The sequence below is a fragment of the Caulobacter sp. SLTY genome (assembly GCF_009905535.1).
GTDB lineage: Bacteria > Pseudomonadota > Alphaproteobacteria > Caulobacterales > Caulobacteraceae > Caulobacter.
Map to the genome: position 1 here is coordinate 12,614 of NZ_JAAALA010000028.1, position 16,105 is coordinate 28,718.

The window sequence follows — 16,105 nt, forward strand, 5'->3', positions numbered from 1 at the left end:
GACCGGGGACAGGTACGCCTATGGCGAACCAGTCCCCTAAGCCCTCGCTTCCCAGACCACATGCCGCTCGAGCGGATGGCCCTTGGGCAGTGCGGGGTGGTCGAAGTCGAGGTCCTTGCGGCGGATCATGCCGATGCGGGTCATCACTGCCTGGGAGGGCAGGTTGTCGGTCGCGGTGAAGGCGACGATGCTCTTCAGCCCCAGCGGCCCGAACCCATGCGCCAGCGACGCCCGCGCCGCCTCGGACGCATAGCCCTGCCCCCAGGCGTGGCGCGATAGTCGCCAGCCGGCTTCGACGCCGGGGGCCAGCGGATTGTCGGGGGCCAGGGTCTTCAGGCCGGTGAAGCCCAGGAGCAGGCGGTCGGCCTTGCGCTCAACCGCCCAGAAGCCAAAGCCGTGCTCGTCGATATGCGCTTGCGCGCGGACCATCACCGCCTCGGCTTCGGGCCTGGTCAGCACGGCGGGGAAATAGCGCATGACCTTCGGATCGGCGTTCATCGCCGCCCAGGGCTCCAGGTCCTCCGACCGCCAGTCCCGCAGGATCAGGCGCTCGGTCTCGATCACGCCGGCCGCCCGCTGCTCAGGGCGCCGTAGAGCTCAGGCCGCCGGTCGCGGAAGAAGCCCCAGGCGGCGCGGTGGGTGTCGAGGAAGTCGAGGTCGACCGTGGCCGTCACGATCCCCTCCTCGTCGCGGCCCATGTCGCCGATCAGGTCGCCGCGATGGTCGGCGATGAAGCTGGAGCCGTAGAACTGCTGACCGCCATTGGGGTAGCCGTCCCAGGGCTCGAAGCCGATGCGGTTGGCCCCCACCACAGGGATCACGTTGCTGACCGCATGGCCCTGCATGGCCCGGCGCCACGGCAGGGCGGTGTCGAGGCTGGCGTCATGCGGCTCGCTGCCGATGGCGGTGGGATAGAGCAGCGCCTGGGCGCCCATCAGGGCCATGGCGCGGGCGGCCTCCGGGTACCACTGGTCCCAGCAGATGCCGACGCCGATCCGTCCGTGCCGGGTGTCCCAGACCTTGAAGCCGGTGTCGCCGGGCCGGAAATAGTACTTCTCCTGGTAGCCCGGCCCATCGGGGATGTGGCTCTTGCGATAGACGCCCATCAGGCTGCCGTCGGCGTCGGCCATCACCAGGCTGTTGAAATAGTGCGGCCCCTCGCGCTCGAAGATCGAGATCGGCAGCACCACCCCCAGTTCCTGAGCCAGCGGCGCCAGGGCGGTGACGCAGGGGTGCTCGCGCCAGGGCTTTGCGGTGGCGAACCAGCGCTCCTCCTGGGCGATGCAGAAATAGGGTCCCTGGAACAGCTCGGACGGCAGGATCACCTGGGCGCCGGCGGCGGCGGCCTGGCGGATCAGGTCCTTGGTGCGGGCGATGTTGTCCTCCAGGTCCATCCCGTAGTGGGTCTGGAGGGCGGCGAGGGTCAGCGTCTTGGTCATCACACAGGCTCCTGCTGGGTGATGCAGTGGAAGGATCCACCGCCGGTCAGGATGGCCTTGGACGGCAGGCCGATCACCTTGCGCTCCGGGAACAGGCTGGCCAGGGCGTCGATCGCGAAGGACGCGGCCTTCTCGTCGTCATAGGTCGGCATGATCACCGCCTGGTTGGCGACGATGAAGTTCATGTGGCTGGCCGGAACCATCTCGCCCTCGGCGTCGACGGTCCAGCCGGGCGAGGGGATGCGCATCACCTGCAGTTTCTGGCCTCGGCTATCGGTCATGGCGCGCAGCAGGCCGGCGGTCTCGTCATAGAGGTCGGCGTTGGGATCGCGCTTACCCCAGGCGATGGGGCAGGCCACCACCCCCGGCGCCACGAAGCGGGCCAGGTTGTCGACATGACCATCGGTGTGGTCGCGGCGCAGGCCATCGCCCAGCCACAGCACCTTCTTCGCCCCGAGCGCGGCGGTCAGGGCGGCTTCCGCCTCGGCCTCGCCCCAGCCGGGGTTGCGGTTGGGGTTGGTCAGGCACTGGCGCGTGGTCAGCACCGTGCCGTGGCCGTCGTGGTCGAGGGCGCCGCCCTCCAGCACGAAATCGTTGCGCACCAGGGGCGCCCCGGCGGCCGCGGCGAGCTGGTCGGCGACCGTATCGTCCCCGTCCAGCTGGTATTTTCCGCCCCAGCCGTTGAACCGGAACCCCAGCGCCCGGCCATCGCCGGAGAAGATCGGCCCGGTGTCGCGCAGCCAGATGTCGCCGAACTGCCCCCGCACGATCTCGATGCCGGAAACCTCGCCCAGCCGCGCCCAGGCGCTGGCCTCGGCCTCGTCGCCGCAGACCATCAGCCGCACCCGCTCGGCCCCCGGCCCGGCCATGGCCGCGGCCAGGGCGGCCACCTCCTCGCGGGCGGGCTCCAGGTCCTCCTCCCACAGCTCGCCGTGGCTGGGATAGCCCAGCCACATGGCGCGGTGGGGAGACCATTCGGCGGGGATGACGGGGGTGGTGCTCATGGGTTGGCGCAAGTGGCCCCGAGGGGCGATGTCGTCAAGAGTGCAAAAGAAAAGGGCGGCCCGTGAGGACCGCCCTTCCCTGTACTCTGCCGTTCTCTCGTCCGGGTCTTAGAACCGGATGTTGAGGGTCGCCTGGAAGGTGCGCGGGGCGCCGATCGAGACGAAGGCGGTGTTGGGGTTGCGCGGCGTGACGGCCGGACCCGGGTTCACGTCCGGGATGATCAGGTTGTTCGTACCCGAGCTGATGTTGCCGTAGTACTTTTCGTCGAAGGCGTTGGTGACGTTGAACTGCACGTACGAACCCTTGCCACCGAAGAACGGCAGGTCGTAGCGGATGTCGAAGTCGACCACGGTGTATTCCGGGGTCTCTTCGTCGTTCACGTCGGTGGTGAAGCGCTTGCCGACGTACTTGGCCTGACCGCCGATGCTCAGGGCTTCGGTGATGTTGTACTGGGCGCGCAGGCCAGCCATCCACTCCGGCGTCTCGACCAGTTGCTTGCCCTTGATCGGCAGTTCGGTCGTGGCGCTGAGGATCAGGTTATCCTGCAGTTCGCTGTTGGTGTAGGTCACCGAGCCGTAGAGGCTGAACTTCTCGTTCGGGGTCCAGCCGGCCTGGGCGTCGAAGCCCCACAGGTCGACGGTGCCGACGTTCCGGTCGACGCTGAAGCCGAGGTCCGGGTCGAAGGACGAGACGATGCGGTTCTCGAAGGTGTTGTACCACAGGGCGGTCGAGACGATCACTTCCGGCGAGCGGAAGCGGTAGCCCAGGTCGATCGCCTTGCTGGTTTCCGGCTCGACGTCGGCGTAGGTCACGCGGTTGGTCACGGTGTCGAAACCGACGGTGTAGAGGTTGTCGGTCCGCGGGGCCGAAAGGCCTTCGGCGTAGCTGGCGAAGATGGTGTGGTTTTCCAGGAAGCGGAACGACACGCCGACGTTCGGCAGAACGGCGTCATAGCTGACGCTGCGCTTGTAGGGCACGATGTACTGGGTGCCGGTGCCGGCGGCGACCAGGGCCACCACGTTCGGGTTCGACTGGACGCCGGCAGTGGCCGAGTCCAGATCGGCCGCGAACAGCGGTTGGGTCGTGCAGAGCACGGTGGTCGAACCACGCTGGCTGAGGCAGAACTGGTTCAGATCGCGGTCGAAGGTCGGGGCGCGCAGGCCGATGTTGACCTGCAGGGCGTCGTCGAAGAAGCGGCCGCGGTATTCCAGCGAGATCTGGTTCAGGGTCGCGAACGACTGACGGTCGCGGGTGCGCAGGGCGTAACCGTCGGCGCCGAGGACCTTGCGGCCTTGGCCATCCTTGCCGCCGAACACGTTTTGCGGCTCGCCACGCCGGGTCAGGTAGCCGTAGTGGCCGGTCTGACGGTGGTCACCGTAGTCATAGGTGTAGGACAGGCGGACGGTGTTGTTGTCGTTGATGTCCCAGATCAGCGAGCCGAGCGTGGTGTAACGACGGGTGTTGGTGGTGTTCGGCGCGTAGACGCGAACGGTGTCCAGCACGTCCCCATCGCCGTTGTAGTCGACGCCGGGCAGGGCCGAAGAGCCGCGCACCAGGGCCGAGTTCTCGGTGATGGTGGTGGAGCCGCCGCCGTTGGCCAGGGTGTACTGGACGGCGCTGTCCAGGGTGAAGGTCAGGCGATCGGGAATGATCGTGAACTTCGACTGGCCACGGATGTTGCCGGTGTTCGACGGGTTGATCCGCAGACCGTAGAAGTTGGCGCAGCTGCCGGTGTAGGCCGGGTTGTCAGCCGGGGCCCGGCCGTTGTCGAGGCCCGGGTTGAAGTTCTGGCCGATCACGGCGCCGGCCGGCACGCCGAAGGGCGCGGCGGGGGCCGTGGTGAAGTTGTCGTTGTCGGCGACGCCGGGGGTCGCCGGGTCACGGGTGCAGCGGCTCAGGTTGTCATAGCCGCGGCCGAAGGTCTCGAAGTTGGCGATCGTGGTGGTGCGGTAGAAGTCGTTGCGGTTCTCGTTGTAATGGACCGCCAGCGAGACGAAGTCGCCGTTGTCACCGATCGGCTGGTAGACCTTGGCGTTGACCTGCCACTTCTTCAGGTCGCCCGGGCCCTTGAACTTGTCGTACTTCTGTTGCGAGGCCGAGAACCAGGCGGTGGTGCCGAACGGGGTGAACTCGCCGGTTTCGATCAGGCCGAACACGCGACCGTAGGCGTAGGAGCCGACCGAGACCGAGCCGCGGCCGCCGAACTCGGTGCCGGGCTTCAGGGAGATGTAGTTGATGGTGCCGCCGGTGGCCGAGGCCGTCGGGCTGTCCACGTCGGTGGTGCCCATGTTGACGCTGGCGCGGGCGACCAGTTCCGGGTCGAGCTGCTGGTTGGTGTAGATGGCGTAGTTGCCGGTGTCGTTCAGCGGGACGCCGTCGAAGGTCAGGCTGATGCGGTTGCCGTCGAAGCCGCGGATGCGGAGGTTACCGCCCGACGAGCCGTAGGGGTCGCTGTTGGTGAAGTTCAGGCCCGGGGTCAGGTTCAGGGTCTGGATGATGGTCTGGCCGGACGCCTGGGTGGAGATGAACTCCTGGTCGACCGAGGCCTTGGCCTTCGGCGCGGTTTCGGCGGTGATCACCCCATCGATGCTGGGCTGGCCGGCGGTCGAGATGATCTCGATCTCTTCGACCTCGGTGGTGCCGGTGGATTGCGCGAAGGCGCCGGTGGCGGCCAGCAGGCTGCCGACCAGGGCGGTCGTCGCCACGGCGGCGAGCTTGAACGTTCTCATTGATATCCCCTTGTCATCCCGACAGGCGCCCGACTTGGATCGCCCGAAATTTGCGGACTTGGCCGCCCCATTAGCGCCCGATTGCAAAGCTTTGGTGACCGATCTGATGCCCCGGCACCACACCACCGCCTTGTAATGACACGGCTTCCAGTGACAAGCAGCCGTTAACACTTGAAGGCGGAATTGAGACGCCTTGTCGCAAGATTGCGACACCTTTTGCCGGACCCTGCCCTATAGAAGGGCGGAATCGGCCCTTTAGACGATTTGCCCAAATTAGAGAATCGTCGGGAGACGGAGCGTTGACCCTCACGGACACGGAGCGACTCGCCCGGCTGGAAGCCACCCGTCCCTGGCGGTTCGCCCTGGCGGCCACCATGCTGCTCACCGGGCTTCGGCTGTTCGCCCTGTTCGCCACCCCACTGGAGCTCTACCCGGACGAGGCGCAGTACTGGCTGTGGTCGCGCGACCTCGACGTCGGCTACTTCTCGAAGCCGCCGATGGTCGCCTGGCTGATCCATCTGACCACCCGGCTGGGAGACGCCGAAGCCTACGTACGGCTGGCCTCCCCGCTGTTGCATGCCGCGACCGGCCTGGCCCTGTTCGCGGTCGGCCGGCGGCTGTTCGGCGCCTGGACCGGGTTCGGCGCCCTTTTGGTCTATCAGCTGATGCCGGGCGTGGCCGTCTCCAGCGGGATCATCTCCACCGACGCGGCCCTGCTCTGCTTTCTCAGCTTCGCCCTGCTGGCCTATGTCGACCTGCCCAGCGCCAAGCGGCCGCTGTTCACCGCCGCCGGCCTGGGCGCGGCCATGGGCTTGGCCATGCTGTCGAAATATGCGGCCCTCTACGCGGTGGCCGGCATCGTCCTGCACCTGATCCTCGACCGCGAGGCGCGGCGGCCGTGGACGTTGAAGACGACCCTCACGGCCATCCTCGTCTTTCTGGTCGTCATTGCCCCCAACCTGATCTGGAACGCCTTGCACGGTTTCGCCACCGTCGGCCACACGGCGGCCAACGCCAGCTTCGAGTCCGGTCTGACCTTCGACGTCGCCGAGACCCTCCGCCTGTTGCTCGAACAGTTCGGGGTGTTCGGCCTGCCCTTCGCCATCCTGATCTGGGCCACCGTGCTGGCCTTCCGCCGACGGCTGGAGCCGGGTGAACTTCTGTTGCTCTGCTGGACCGCCCCGCCGATCCTGTTCGTCACCGTTCAGGCCTTCCTGACCCGGGCCAACGCCAACTGGACGGCGGCCGCCTATGTGGCCGGGGCGGTGCTGGCGGCGGGAATGATGCGGCGGCTGAAGCCCTGGTGGATCCTGCCGGCCGGTCTGATCCCGCAGGCGACGTTCGCCGTCATCCTGCTGGTGGTCATGCTCAATCCGCGCACGGCCGAAACCCTGGGCCAGGAAAACGCCATCAAGCGGCTGAAGGGCTGGGAGGACACCGCCCAGGCCATGGTCCTCCGGGCCGAGGTGGAGATGGCCGACCAGGGCCTGAGCGCCATCGCCGTGGACGACCGTTTCCTGTTCAACGCCATGGCCTATTACGGCCGCGACTTCTTCGCCAAACCGGGCGCCCCGCCCCTGACCATCTGGCTGCGGAAGAACCGGGCTGGGAACCAGGCTGAGGCCAGCGCGCCGCTGACCCCGGCGCTGGGCTCGCGGGTGCTGGTGGTCACGGCGGCCGAGGTGCGGCTGGCCGAAGACCCCGACATCAAGATGAAGCCGCGCGAGGACCTGATCGTCGCCGACTTCGCCCGCGTCCAGACCGTCGACGTCAGCCGCAGCCGGCTCGACTCCAAGCGCATGCGCCGGGCAGTGCTGATCCTGGGCGAGGAATTCCGGCCCAAGCCAAAGGACTAGAGGCGGGCGATCCGGAAGCCGAAGGGCCCGGCTGCTTCCAGCAAGGTCTCCCCCTCCTGCCAGGCCGGATCGGCCGGCGGCGCCTCCGCCCCAAGGCTGAAGGCGCAGAGCAGCCGCTCGCCTTCCCACGACCGCTCGAAAACCGCCATCGGTGACGGGGCGTCCCGAAAGGTCAGACCCCCCAGCCGCAGGGCCGGATGGGCCCGGCGCAGGGCCAGCAGCGCCTTCGACAGCGCCAGGGCAGAGTCGGGGTCGGCCTCCTGGGCGGCGACGGTCAGCCCGGCATGCTCCGGCGCGGCGGGCAGCCAAGGCGTGGCAGTCGAAAACCCCAGGTGCTCACCCGGCGCCCAGGGCATCGGGGTGCGGCAGCCGTCGCGGCCCTTGTGGGCCGGCCAGTAGAGGTCGCCCACCGGGTCCTTCAGCTGCTCACGGGTCAGGTCCGCCTCCGGCAGGCCCAGTTCCTCGCCCTGGTAGAGCAGGATCGAGCCGCGCAGGGTCAACAGCAGGGCAAGCATCACCTTGGCCACCGGCAGCGAGCCGTCGCCAAACCGGCTGGGCGTGCGCGGCACGTCATGGTTGGAGAAGGTGATGCAGGGCCAGTGGTCCGGATAGCGAGCCAGAAGCTCCATATGATTGCGGATGAAGTCCGGCCCCATCCGCCGGGCGATCAGCAGCGGAAAGCTGTAGCCGGCGTGCAGCCCCTCGTCCGGGGCCGCGAACCCGCCGCAGCGGTCGGCTTCCTCCGAGAACTCGCCGAATACGAACCGGTCCGGATGGGCGTCGACCGTGCGCCGCACCGCATCCAGCGCCTCGATGTTCTCCACCAGGTTCGAATCGTTGAAGTGGCGCTGGAAATTGGCCGCCGCCGACCAGCGCAGCCCCGTGTCGCTGTCATCCACCGGATTGTCGGTCAGGGCGGGGTCGTGGAGATAGGCGTTGGCCACGTCGAGCCGGAACCCATCGACCCCCTTCGAAAGCCAGAAATCCAGCACCTCCAGCGCAGCCGCCCGCGCCGGCGCATGGCGCCAGTTCAGCTTCGGCTGCTGGCGCAGGAACTTGTGGTGATAGGCCTGGCGCATCAGCGGCTGGTAGGCCCAGGCCGGCCCGCCGAAGGCGCTGAGCCAGTTGTTGGGCGCCGTGCCGTCGTCCTTCAGCGGCGCCCAGACATACCAGTCGGCCTTGTCGCCGCCCTTCAGGCTCTCGCGGAACCAGGCGTGCTCGTCGCTGGTATGGGCCAGCACCTCGTCGAGCAGCAGCTTCATGCCCCGCGCATGGGCGCCGTCGATCACCGCCTGCAGGTCGTCCATCGTCCCGTAGTCGGGATGGACCCCGTGGTAGTCGCTGACGTCATAGCCCCAGTCGCGGTTGGGCGAGGGGTGCACGGGGCTCAGCCAGATAGCGTCGACGCCGAGCGACTGGATGTAGTCGAGCTTGGCCAGCACGCCCTGCAGGTCGCCATGGCCGTCCCCATCGCTGTCGAAGAAGCTGCGGACGTAGATGTGATAGACGCTCGCGCCGCGCCACCAGGGTGTCGATTGAGTCATGGCGCGAGCCTAGCCTTTTCGCTCTCCGCCCGCGAGAGCGGGCGGAGGACGGTTCGGAGCGTGAGCGACGGACCAGGAGGCGGGCCCGCGCCGGCGGCGGGAGGTTCATCCTCAACTGGCGGCGGACCCCCTCGGTTTGGCTCGCTTGCAGCGCTCGCCAAATCCACTCCCCCATTTCATGGGGGAGAGCGACCGCCAGGCATCCTTCCCTTAAGCCAACCACACCATCATCCGCGTCGCCGCCTCTTCGCCGCGCGCCAGGCTGTGCTTGAGCTGCACCTCGCCGGTGTAGAGGAAGCCAGCCTTGCACAGCACCGCGCCCGACGCCGGGTTGTCGCTGAAGTGGCCTGCCACGACGTATCGCTTACGCCAGCTAGCCTTGGCCCAGGCCAGCGCCCCCTGCAGGGCCTCCGAGGCGAAGCCCCGGCCCCACCAGTCGCGGCCGATCCAATACCCCACTTCCAACGGCTCGCCGGGCGGGGTGAAGAAGCCGATACCGCCAACCATGCCGTCGTCCTCGGTCTCGATGACGAAGTTGTGGTCCTTCGCTGGATCGTTCCCCTGCACCTTCTCGACGAAGGCCGCGGCATCAGCCAGGGAATAGGGGTGCGGCACCCGGCTGGTCATCCTGGCGATGGCATAGTCGGCCATCAGTTCGGCCAGCCGCGACTCGTCGCCCGGCGCCGGGCTGCGCAGCGCCAGCCGCCGTGTCTCGATCCTTGGGGTCTGTTCGATCAGACACATGGTTAGCCTCCCAGGTCCTCTGGCGGGACCCTGAAATAGAAAGAGGGGAGCCCGGCGATCCGGACTCCCCTCTGGAAGCTCTAGGTCCGGAACGCTTTTCGGCGATCCGGAGGGTGGCTTGCGCCTTACTCGGCGGCTTCAGCCATCTTCGGAACCACCGTCGCGTAGGTGCGGTCGTTCTTCTTGGTTACGAACTTCACGTTGCCGGTTTCGAGGGCAAAGAGGGTGTGGTCCTTGCCGATGCCGACGTTGTCGCCCGGCCAGAACTTGGTGCCGCGCTGGCGCACGATGATGTTGCCGGCGAGCACAGCTTCGCCGCCGAACTTCTTCACGCCGAGACGGCGGCCGGCCGAGTCGCGCCCGTTGCGCGAGGAGCCGCCTGATTTCTTGTGAGCCATATCGCTCTCCTATCCTCTATCGACGAGGCCCTTAGGCTTCGTCGGCGTCCTTCTTGGCGGCCTTTTTCGGGGCGGCCTTCTTGGCGGGGGCGGCGTCACCGTCTTCGGCCTTGGCGGCCTTCGGAGCGGCGGCCTTCTTGGCCTTCGGAGCCTCGTCCTTCACTTCCACTTCGGGAGCGGCGGCGGCGGCTTCAACGACCGGAGCCTCGGCGGCCACGATGGTTTCTTCCTCGGTCACCACGGCCTTGGCCTTGGTCGCCTTCTTCGGCGCGGGCGCGGGCGCTGGGGCGGCCTCGGCCTTTTCGGCGAATTCCGGCAGCTTCAGGCCGCGCGAGCGGGCGTTCAGCTCGGCCTTGGTGGTCAGGTCCACCTTGCCGTCCCACTTGGCGTCGCCGATGGCGGTAACGCGCAGGACAGTCTCTTGCTGGCGGTGGCCGCGGGTGCGGCGGTAGCCCTGGCGGCGGATCTTCTTGAAGACCTTCACCTTCTCGCCCTTGCGGGTCTCGACCAGGGTCGCGGTGACGGCGGCGCCGGCCACCATCGGGGCGCCCACGGTGACCGTGTCGCCATCGCCCAGCATCAGGACTTGGTCGAAGGAAACTTCAGCGCCGGGTTCACCAGCCAGTTTTTCGACAACCAGCAGGTCACCGGGGGAGACCCGGTATTGCTTGCCGCCGGTTTTGATCACCGCGTACATCGGTCCGTCCTGAACGTGAGATAGCAAAAAACGAATGCGCCCGCGGACGGGGCCCGCGAGCGAAGGGTCGCGTCTTATACAGAGGGACTCGCCTGAGTCAACGCTCGCGGGACAGGCTTTCAGGCCGGCCGCAGCCCCACGACCAGCAGAAACAGGCCCAGCGCCAGGGCGGGTAGCGACCAGGTTTCCATGGGCAGGCCGCAGAATCGGTGCCGGGCCGGATAGCGGAACCGGCCGGTGGTGTGGCCCTTGCGTGGATCGAGCGGCCGCATGTTGAGCCGGCAGCCCGCATACCAGTTCACCGCCGCCGCCAGAAACCAGCCGACACCCCACAGCCAGGGCCAGCGCTCCATGCCCTGGCCACCGGTCGAGAAGCTGACGATCGCGCCGAACGCCCCGAAGACGCCGATTACCGTCAGCAGCACCAGAAAGCCCCGCCCGGTCCACCAGAACACCATGGATCACCCCCATCGTCGAACCAAGGCTCGACCGGCGGAGCGTGAAAGTAAAGCCGACGCCGATGCCCGCTGGCGCGTTACAATGTAACAGGCTATAGCCCGCCCGTGACCCTGACCGTCCTCGCCTCCCTGGCCGCCGCCGGCTTCTTCGTGGCTTTCATGCACGCGATCCTGCCGACCCATTGGCTGCCCTTCGTGCTGGTCGGGCGCGAGCAGGGCTGGACGGCGCGCAAGACCCTGGGCGTCGCCGCCCTGGCCAGCGTCGGCCATGTGGCCTTCACCGTGCTGATCGGGGCCGTGGTGGTGGCCGTGGGCATGGCCGCCGCGCCGGAGCTGGACCGCTATTTCAAATGGCTGGTGGCGGGCCTGCTGGTGGCGCTGGGCGTCTTCTGCCTGACCCGCCAGGCCCACCGGCATCCGGAGGCGCCGCGCCGCTACCTCTCCGATCGGGCGGCGATCGCCGGTCTGGTGCTGCTGCTGACCCTGTCGCCCTGCGAGGCCTATTTCGGGGTCTATACCACCGCCATCAAGCACGGCTGGCCGGCCTTCGCCCTGCTCAGTTTTGTGCTGCTGACCGCCACGGTGGGAGCCATGCTGCTGTTCACCGGCCTGACCCTGGCGGGCGCCCGCTTCATCCGCCTGGACGCCCTGCAGGAACGGGAGTCGATGATCCTCGGCTGGGCGCTGATCCTGATGGCCGGGGCGGTGGTGCTGTTCGATCTATAGATCAGGGAAGCGCGCGACCCGTTTCACAACGGCGCGCGAACCCCTAGATAGGCGCGATGACGTCCTCGACCGCTTCCAAGACCCCCGTCACTGTCCTCACCGGCTACCTCGGCGCCGGCAAGACCACCTTGCTCAACCGCATCCTCACCGAGGACCACGGCAAGCGCTACGCCGTGATCGTCAACGAGTTCGGCGAGGTGGGCATCGACAACGACCTGGTGGTCGGCGCCGACGAGGAAGTGTTCGAGATGAACAACGGGTGCGTCTGCTGCACGGTGCGCGGCGACCTGATCCGGGTGCTCTCGGGCCTGATGAAGCGCAAAGGCGGCTTCGATGCCATCATCGTGGAGACCACCGGCCTGGCCGATCCCGGCCCGGTGGCCCAGACCTTCTTCGTGGATGACGATGTAAAGGCCCGGACCCAGCTGGATTCGGTAACCACCGTGGTCGACGCCAAGCACCTGCCGCTTCGCCTGGCCGACTCCAAAGAGGCCGTCGAGCAGATCGCCTTCGCCGACCAGATCGTGCTCAACAAGACCGATCTGGTGACCGAGGCCGAGCTGAAGGCCGTCGAGGCCTCCATCCGCAAGATCAACCCCCTGGCCCCGATCCACCGCACCACCCGCAGCCAGGTTCCCCTGGACGCCATCCTCGGCCGCCACAGCTTCGACTTGGACCGGATCACCGACATCGCCCCGGAATTCCTCAACCCCGCCCACGGCGAGGAAGGCCATGTGCACGATGAGCATTGCGAGCACGACCACGGGCACGACCATCACCACCACGATCACGGACATGACCATGTCCACGACCACGCCGCCGAGGCCGGGATCAAGGGCATCAGCCTGACCTCGCAGAAGCCGCTCGACGGCATCAAGGTGACGAACTGGCTGAACCAGCTGCTGGCCGAGAAGGGCGTCGACATCCTGCGGGCCAAAGGCATCCTGGACATCAAGGGCGACAACCGCCGGCTGGTCTTCCAGGCGGTGCACATGATCCTGGAAGGCGACTACCAGCGCGATTGGACCGACAAGGACCAGCGCTACAGCCGCATGGTGTTCATCGGCCGCGACCTGGACGAAGCGGCCCTGCGCGCCGGCTTCGAGGGGTGCGTGGCTTAGGGGGCGAGACTTCAGGCGCTTCGCTCTCCCCCCGCGAAGCGGGAGGAGGACAGGTTTCGAGCCTAAGCGAGAAACCAGGAGGCGGGCCCCACCGGCGGTAGGGAGGTTCCTCCTGAAACGGACTTGCCCCCCTCCTGCTCTGTCGCTGAGCGCTCCAGAGCGGTCCTCCCCCCGCGAAGCGGGGGGAGGGGGCAACGAAAAAGGGCCCGGATTGCTCCGGGCCCTTTCGCGTCTTTCAGGCGTGAGCCCTACTCGATTTCTTCGTTGATGATCCCGACCTTGAAGTAGCCGTTCTCCTGCAGGATGTTCAGCACTTCCATGAACTTGTCATAGGTCACGTCCGGTTGGGCCTGGAGGAACACGCGCTCCTCCTGGGGAACGCCGGTGACGCCCTTCTTGGTCATGTCGGCCGGAATGTCGGCCGGCAGATTCTCGAGGCGGGTCTGGACGCCGTCGATGAACAGGGCGCCGGTGTCCTGGATGAAGACGATGGTCGGATCCGGCGGCTTCTTCTCGCTCGGGGGCGGCGGGATGGCCGGGGGCAGGTCGATCGCGATCGACACCGTGGCCATAGGCGCCGCGACCATGAAGATGATCAGCAGCACAAGCATGACGTCCACGAACGGCGTGACGTTGATCTCGGAGTTCTGACCGAGATCCCACTTCTTGCCGCCGCCGCCGCCGAGTTTCGCACCCATTCGAACACTCCTTCGCGCGGTCCGTCGGCACGGCCCGCTGTCTTTGTTGCCTCACCCATTGCGCACGAGAGCCGGCTTGTAAAGCCTGTCTCGCGCACCGGGGGAATCTGAACGCCGCTCTGGCAAGGCGGGGTCCATCTGGTCTAAGCCGCCGATCATGAACGCCCAATTCGACGCCTATGTGACCGCGGCCCTGTTCGACGCCAAGGGCATACCAATGTTCGCTCTCGGCGACGGGACCGTGCGCCTTGTAACGCTTGAAGGATTCATCACGATTCAGGCCCACGACGGCGCGGTGCTGAGCGCCTGCGCCCACCCATCGGGCCAGGGGATGATCACCGGCGGGGACGACGGGAAGGTGGTCTGGACACGCGCGGAAGGCGATGAAATGGCCGCCACCGAAATTGCCAAGATCAAGGGCCGATGGATCGACGCCGTGGCCGCCAGCGCGGAATCGGGCCTGATCGCCTTCACCGCCGGGCGCGACCTGCACGTCCGCGATTCGAAGGACGCCGCCTTCGAACGAACCTTCACCCATGACAAATCGGTGGCCGACGTCGCCTTCGATCCGAAGGGCCGCCGCCTGGCCGCCGCCACCTATGGCGGGGCCGCCCTCTGGTACGCGCGAATCGAGAAACAGCAGCCGCAGATGCTGAAATGGGCCGGCAGCCACCAGCTGGTCCTGTGGAGCCCGGATGGCAAGTTCCTGATGAGTTCGATGCAGGAGAACAGTCTGCACGGCTGGCGCATGTCCGACTCCAAGGACATGCGGATGGGCGGCTATCCGGCCAAGGTGAAGAGCCTGGCCTTCCTGTCCGGCGGGCTGATGCTGGCCACCGCCGGGGCCAACGGGGCGGTGATCTGGCCGTTCCAGGGCGCCAACGGCCCGATGGGCAAGGAAGCGGCGGAGATCGCCTACGACCAGGACGCCATGGTGGTCCGGGTCGCCGCCACGCCGGCCGGGGCCGTGCTGGCCGGGGGGCTGGACGATGGCCGAGTCTGGGCCTGCGAGCTCAAGAGCGGCCGGCGCGAGATGCTGAAGGCCGAGAAGGGTCCGCCGATCAGCGGCCTGGCCATCACCCCGGACGGACGCAGCGTCGCCTGGGGCGACGAGGACGGCGGCGCGGGGGTGCTCCCCAGCGGGCTCTAGGCCTTGGGGGTCGCCGGGTCTGGCAGCAGGTTCTTGTCGGCGAAACTTTCCGCATAGGACTGCGGATCGACCCACTTGCGACCCGCCTTCTGCTCGGCGGCCAGGTGGGCGTCCCAATGACCCTTCACCCGCGCGCCGTAGTCGGGCGGCAGGCGCAGCACGCCCTCGATGACCTGCTCCCACGTCCCCTCGACCTTGAAGGTGGCCGAGAGCTTCGGCGCCATCTCGGCCATCCGCCGGGCGCGTTCCTTGTCCAGCCGGCCGATCTTGGCCAGGATGTACATCTCGACCAGCTGCAGCAGCGGCTTGCCGTCATAGCGGCCCATAGCGATCCCTTCAGGCGAACCCGCGCATGTCGGCCCAGACGTCGAACGGATCGCGCCGAGTGCGCAGGCCGTTGATCGGAGCCGTCTCGTCCGCATAGCCGAGCGCCATGCCCGAGAACAGCATGTGATCGTCGGGCAGGCCGACGAACTCGGCGAAGGTCTTGGGATAGCGGGCCCAGAACTCCTGGGCGCAGGTGGACAGGCCCCGCTCCACCGCCAGCAGCATCACCGTCTGCATATACATGCCGACGTCCGCCCACTGTGGCGGTCCCAGGTTGCGGTCGAGGCTGAAGAACAGGCCCACCGGGGCGCCGAAGAACTGGGTGTTCTTGAACAGCTGGCCGATCCGGGCCGGCTTGTCCTCACGGGGGATGCCGAGGGTGGCGTAGAGGTCCTCGCCGCATTCGAACCGGCGGGTGCGGAAGGGGTCCCAGAGGTTGGCCGGATAGACGTCGTATTCCGGCTCCTCGCCGGACAGATTGGTCGCCACCTTGGCCTTGAAGGCCTCCAGTGGCTCGCCGGCCAAGGCATGGACCCGCCAGGGCTGCAGGTTGCCGCCGCTGGGCGCGCGGTGGGCGGCCTCGAGGATCTCGCGCACCAGGGCGCCGGGGACGGGGTCGGGCTTGAAGGCGCGGATCGACACCCGGGCGGCGACAGCTTCGGTGACGTTCATGCGGGGGCTCCAGCCAACCAAGACAAGACGAGGCCGGCTGGTTACCATGGCGTCCTAACGTCATGGCAAGGGGCGCTGCGCTTGGCCGACCAGACTTCCGAGGACGAGGTTCCGGAAACGCCGCAGGCGCCGCCCGAACCCGAAACCTCCGCCCCCTGGTCCGGGCTGGAGCCGGGCGAGGATGCGGGACCGCCGCCGCGGGCCGAGCAGACGGACCTGCCGCCTAACGCCGCCCCGGCCGAGGTCGAGCCCCAGCCGGCGCCCGAACCCCCGCTGGCCATCGGGCCGCCGGCGGCCCGATGGCCAGCGGGGGTTCGGGCGCCGGCTGGGGCTCGACCTCGGCCGGGGCGGCGTTAGGCGGCAGGTCCGTCTGCTCGGCCCGCGGCGGCGGTCCCGCATCCTCGCCCGGCTCCAGCCCGGACCAGGGGGCGGAGGTTTCGGGTTCGGGCGGCGCCTGCGGCGTTTCCGGAACCTCGTCCTCGGAAGTCTGGTCGGCCAAGCGCAGCGCCCCTTGCCATGACGTTAGGACGCCATGGTAACC

General features: G+C 67.8%; 16 protein-coding genes and 1 pseudogene. 4 read left to right on the forward strand and 13 right to left on the reverse strand.

The features are described 5' to 3' along the window. Positions 1-36 precede the first annotated feature (36 nt). The 4 genes from GVN21_RS15500 to GVN21_RS15485 form a co-directional block, all read right to left on the reverse strand. Positions 37-564 (reverse strand): GNAT family N-acetyltransferase, encoded by a 528-nt coding sequence (locus GVN21_RS15500; RefSeq protein ID WP_166575638.1) that lies wholly within the window; start codon positions 562-564, stop codon positions 37-39. Then, a complete protein-coding gene (aguB, locus tag GVN21_RS15495) occupies positions 561-1,439 on the reverse strand; it encodes an N-carbamoylputrescine amidase (protein WP_166575639.1) in 879 nt (292 codons plus the stop codon). Before aguB ends, GVN21_RS15500 begins: the two co-directional genes overlap by 4 nt. After that, positions 1,439-2,443 carry an agmatine deiminase family protein gene (locus GVN21_RS15490; RefSeq protein WP_166575640.1) on the reverse strand — a complete coding sequence of 335 codons (1,005 nt, stop codon included), beginning with the start codon at positions 2,441-2,443 and terminating at the stop codon, positions 1,439-1,441. Before GVN21_RS15490 ends, aguB begins: the two co-directional genes overlap by 1 nt. Before the next feature lie 108 nt (positions 2,444-2,551). After that, positions 2,552-5,173 carry a TonB-dependent receptor gene (locus GVN21_RS15485; protein WP_166575641.1) on the reverse strand — a complete coding sequence of 874 codons (2,622 nt, stop codon included), beginning with the start codon at positions 5,171-5,173 and terminating at the stop codon, positions 2,552-2,554. 299 nt (positions 5,174-5,472) lie between these two features. Here GVN21_RS15485 and GVN21_RS15480 point away from each other — a divergent pair, with 299 nt between their 5' ends. Further along, positions 5,473-7,029, forward strand: a complete 1,557-nt coding sequence (locus GVN21_RS15480; RefSeq protein ID WP_240902968.1) for a glycosyltransferase family 39 protein — start codon at positions 5,473-5,475, stop codon at positions 7,027-7,029. On the opposite strand, the gene GVN21_RS15475 is transcribed toward GVN21_RS15480, so the two are convergent. The 5 genes and pseudogenes from GVN21_RS15475 to GVN21_RS15455 all read right to left on the reverse strand — a co-directional run bounded on the left by GVN21_RS15475 (position 7,026) and on the right by GVN21_RS15455 (position 10,870). Beyond that, entirely contained in the window at positions 7,026-8,573 is a 1,548-nt protein-coding gene (locus GVN21_RS15475; RefSeq protein WP_166575642.1) for an alpha-amylase family glycosyl hydrolase, read from the reverse strand. The genes GVN21_RS15480 and GVN21_RS15475 overlap by 4 nt on opposite strands. A gap of 210 nt (positions 8,574-8,783) precedes the next feature. Continuing rightward, positions 8,784-9,317: a GNAT family N-acetyltransferase gene (locus GVN21_RS15470; RefSeq protein ID WP_166575643.1), complete on the reverse strand. Its 534-nt coding sequence runs from the start codon at positions 9,315-9,317 to the stop codon at positions 8,784-8,786. A 125-nt stretch (positions 9,318-9,442) separates the two neighbouring features. Then, positions 9,443-9,715: a 50S ribosomal protein L27 gene (gene rpmA / locus GVN21_RS15465; protein WP_166575644.1), complete on the reverse strand. Its 273-nt coding sequence runs from the start codon at positions 9,713-9,715 to the stop codon at positions 9,443-9,445. Between the two features lie 241 nt (positions 9,716-9,956). After that, positions 9,957-10,412, reverse strand: a pseudogene (rplU, locus tag GVN21_RS15460) (50S ribosomal protein L21); the annotation flags it as partial. A gap of 119 nt (positions 10,413-10,531) precedes the next feature. Next, positions 10,532-10,870 carry a hypothetical protein gene (locus GVN21_RS15455; protein ID WP_166575646.1) on the reverse strand — a complete coding sequence of 113 codons (339 nt, stop codon included), beginning with the start codon at positions 10,868-10,870 and terminating at the stop codon, positions 10,532-10,534. Between the two features lie 105 nt (positions 10,871-10,975). Between GVN21_RS15455 and GVN21_RS15450 the strand changes: the two genes are divergently transcribed. Beyond that, on the forward strand, positions 10,976-11,596 hold the full coding sequence (locus tag GVN21_RS15450; protein ID WP_346764276.1) for a hypothetical protein: 621 nt from the start codon (positions 10,976-10,978) through the stop codon (positions 11,594-11,596). 56 nt (positions 11,597-11,652) lie between these two features. Then, positions 11,653-12,717, forward strand: coding sequence for a GTP-binding protein (locus GVN21_RS15445; protein ID WP_166575647.1), 1,065 nt, complete (start codon positions 11,653-11,655; stop codon positions 12,715-12,717). Positions 12,718-12,965: 248 nt separating this feature from the next. On the opposite strand, the gene GVN21_RS15440 is transcribed toward GVN21_RS15445, so the two are convergent. Continuing rightward, positions 12,966-13,415, reverse strand: coding sequence for a biopolymer transporter ExbD (locus GVN21_RS15440; protein ID WP_166575648.1), 450 nt, complete (start codon positions 13,413-13,415; stop codon positions 12,966-12,968). Positions 13,416-13,572: 157 nt separating this feature from the next. Between GVN21_RS15440 and GVN21_RS15435 the strand changes: the two genes are divergently transcribed. Next, positions 13,573-14,565 carry a WD40 repeat domain-containing protein gene (locus GVN21_RS15435; RefSeq protein ID WP_166575649.1) on the forward strand — a complete coding sequence of 331 codons (993 nt, stop codon included), beginning with the start codon at positions 13,573-13,575 and terminating at the stop codon, positions 14,563-14,565. On the opposite strand, the gene GVN21_RS15430 is transcribed toward GVN21_RS15435, so the two are convergent. The 3 genes from GVN21_RS15430 to GVN21_RS21395 form a co-directional block, all read right to left on the reverse strand. Next, complete coding sequence (locus tag GVN21_RS15430; RefSeq protein WP_166575650.1) at positions 14,562-14,891, reverse strand: hypothetical protein; 330 nt, start codon at positions 14,889-14,891, stop codon at positions 14,562-14,564. The two genes, GVN21_RS15435 and GVN21_RS15430, sit on opposite strands and share 4 nt — an antisense overlap. Before the next feature lie 10 nt (positions 14,892-14,901). Then, positions 14,902-15,564 carry a nitroreductase gene (locus tag GVN21_RS15425; protein ID WP_166575651.1) on the reverse strand — a complete coding sequence of 221 codons (663 nt, stop codon included), beginning with the start codon at positions 15,562-15,564 and terminating at the stop codon, positions 14,902-14,904. Between the two features lie 223 nt (positions 15,565-15,787). Further along, complete coding sequence (locus GVN21_RS21395) at positions 15,788-16,063, reverse strand: hypothetical protein (protein ID WP_166575652.1); 276 nt, start codon at positions 16,061-16,063, stop codon at positions 15,788-15,790. Positions 16,064-16,105: the final 42 nt, after the last annotated feature.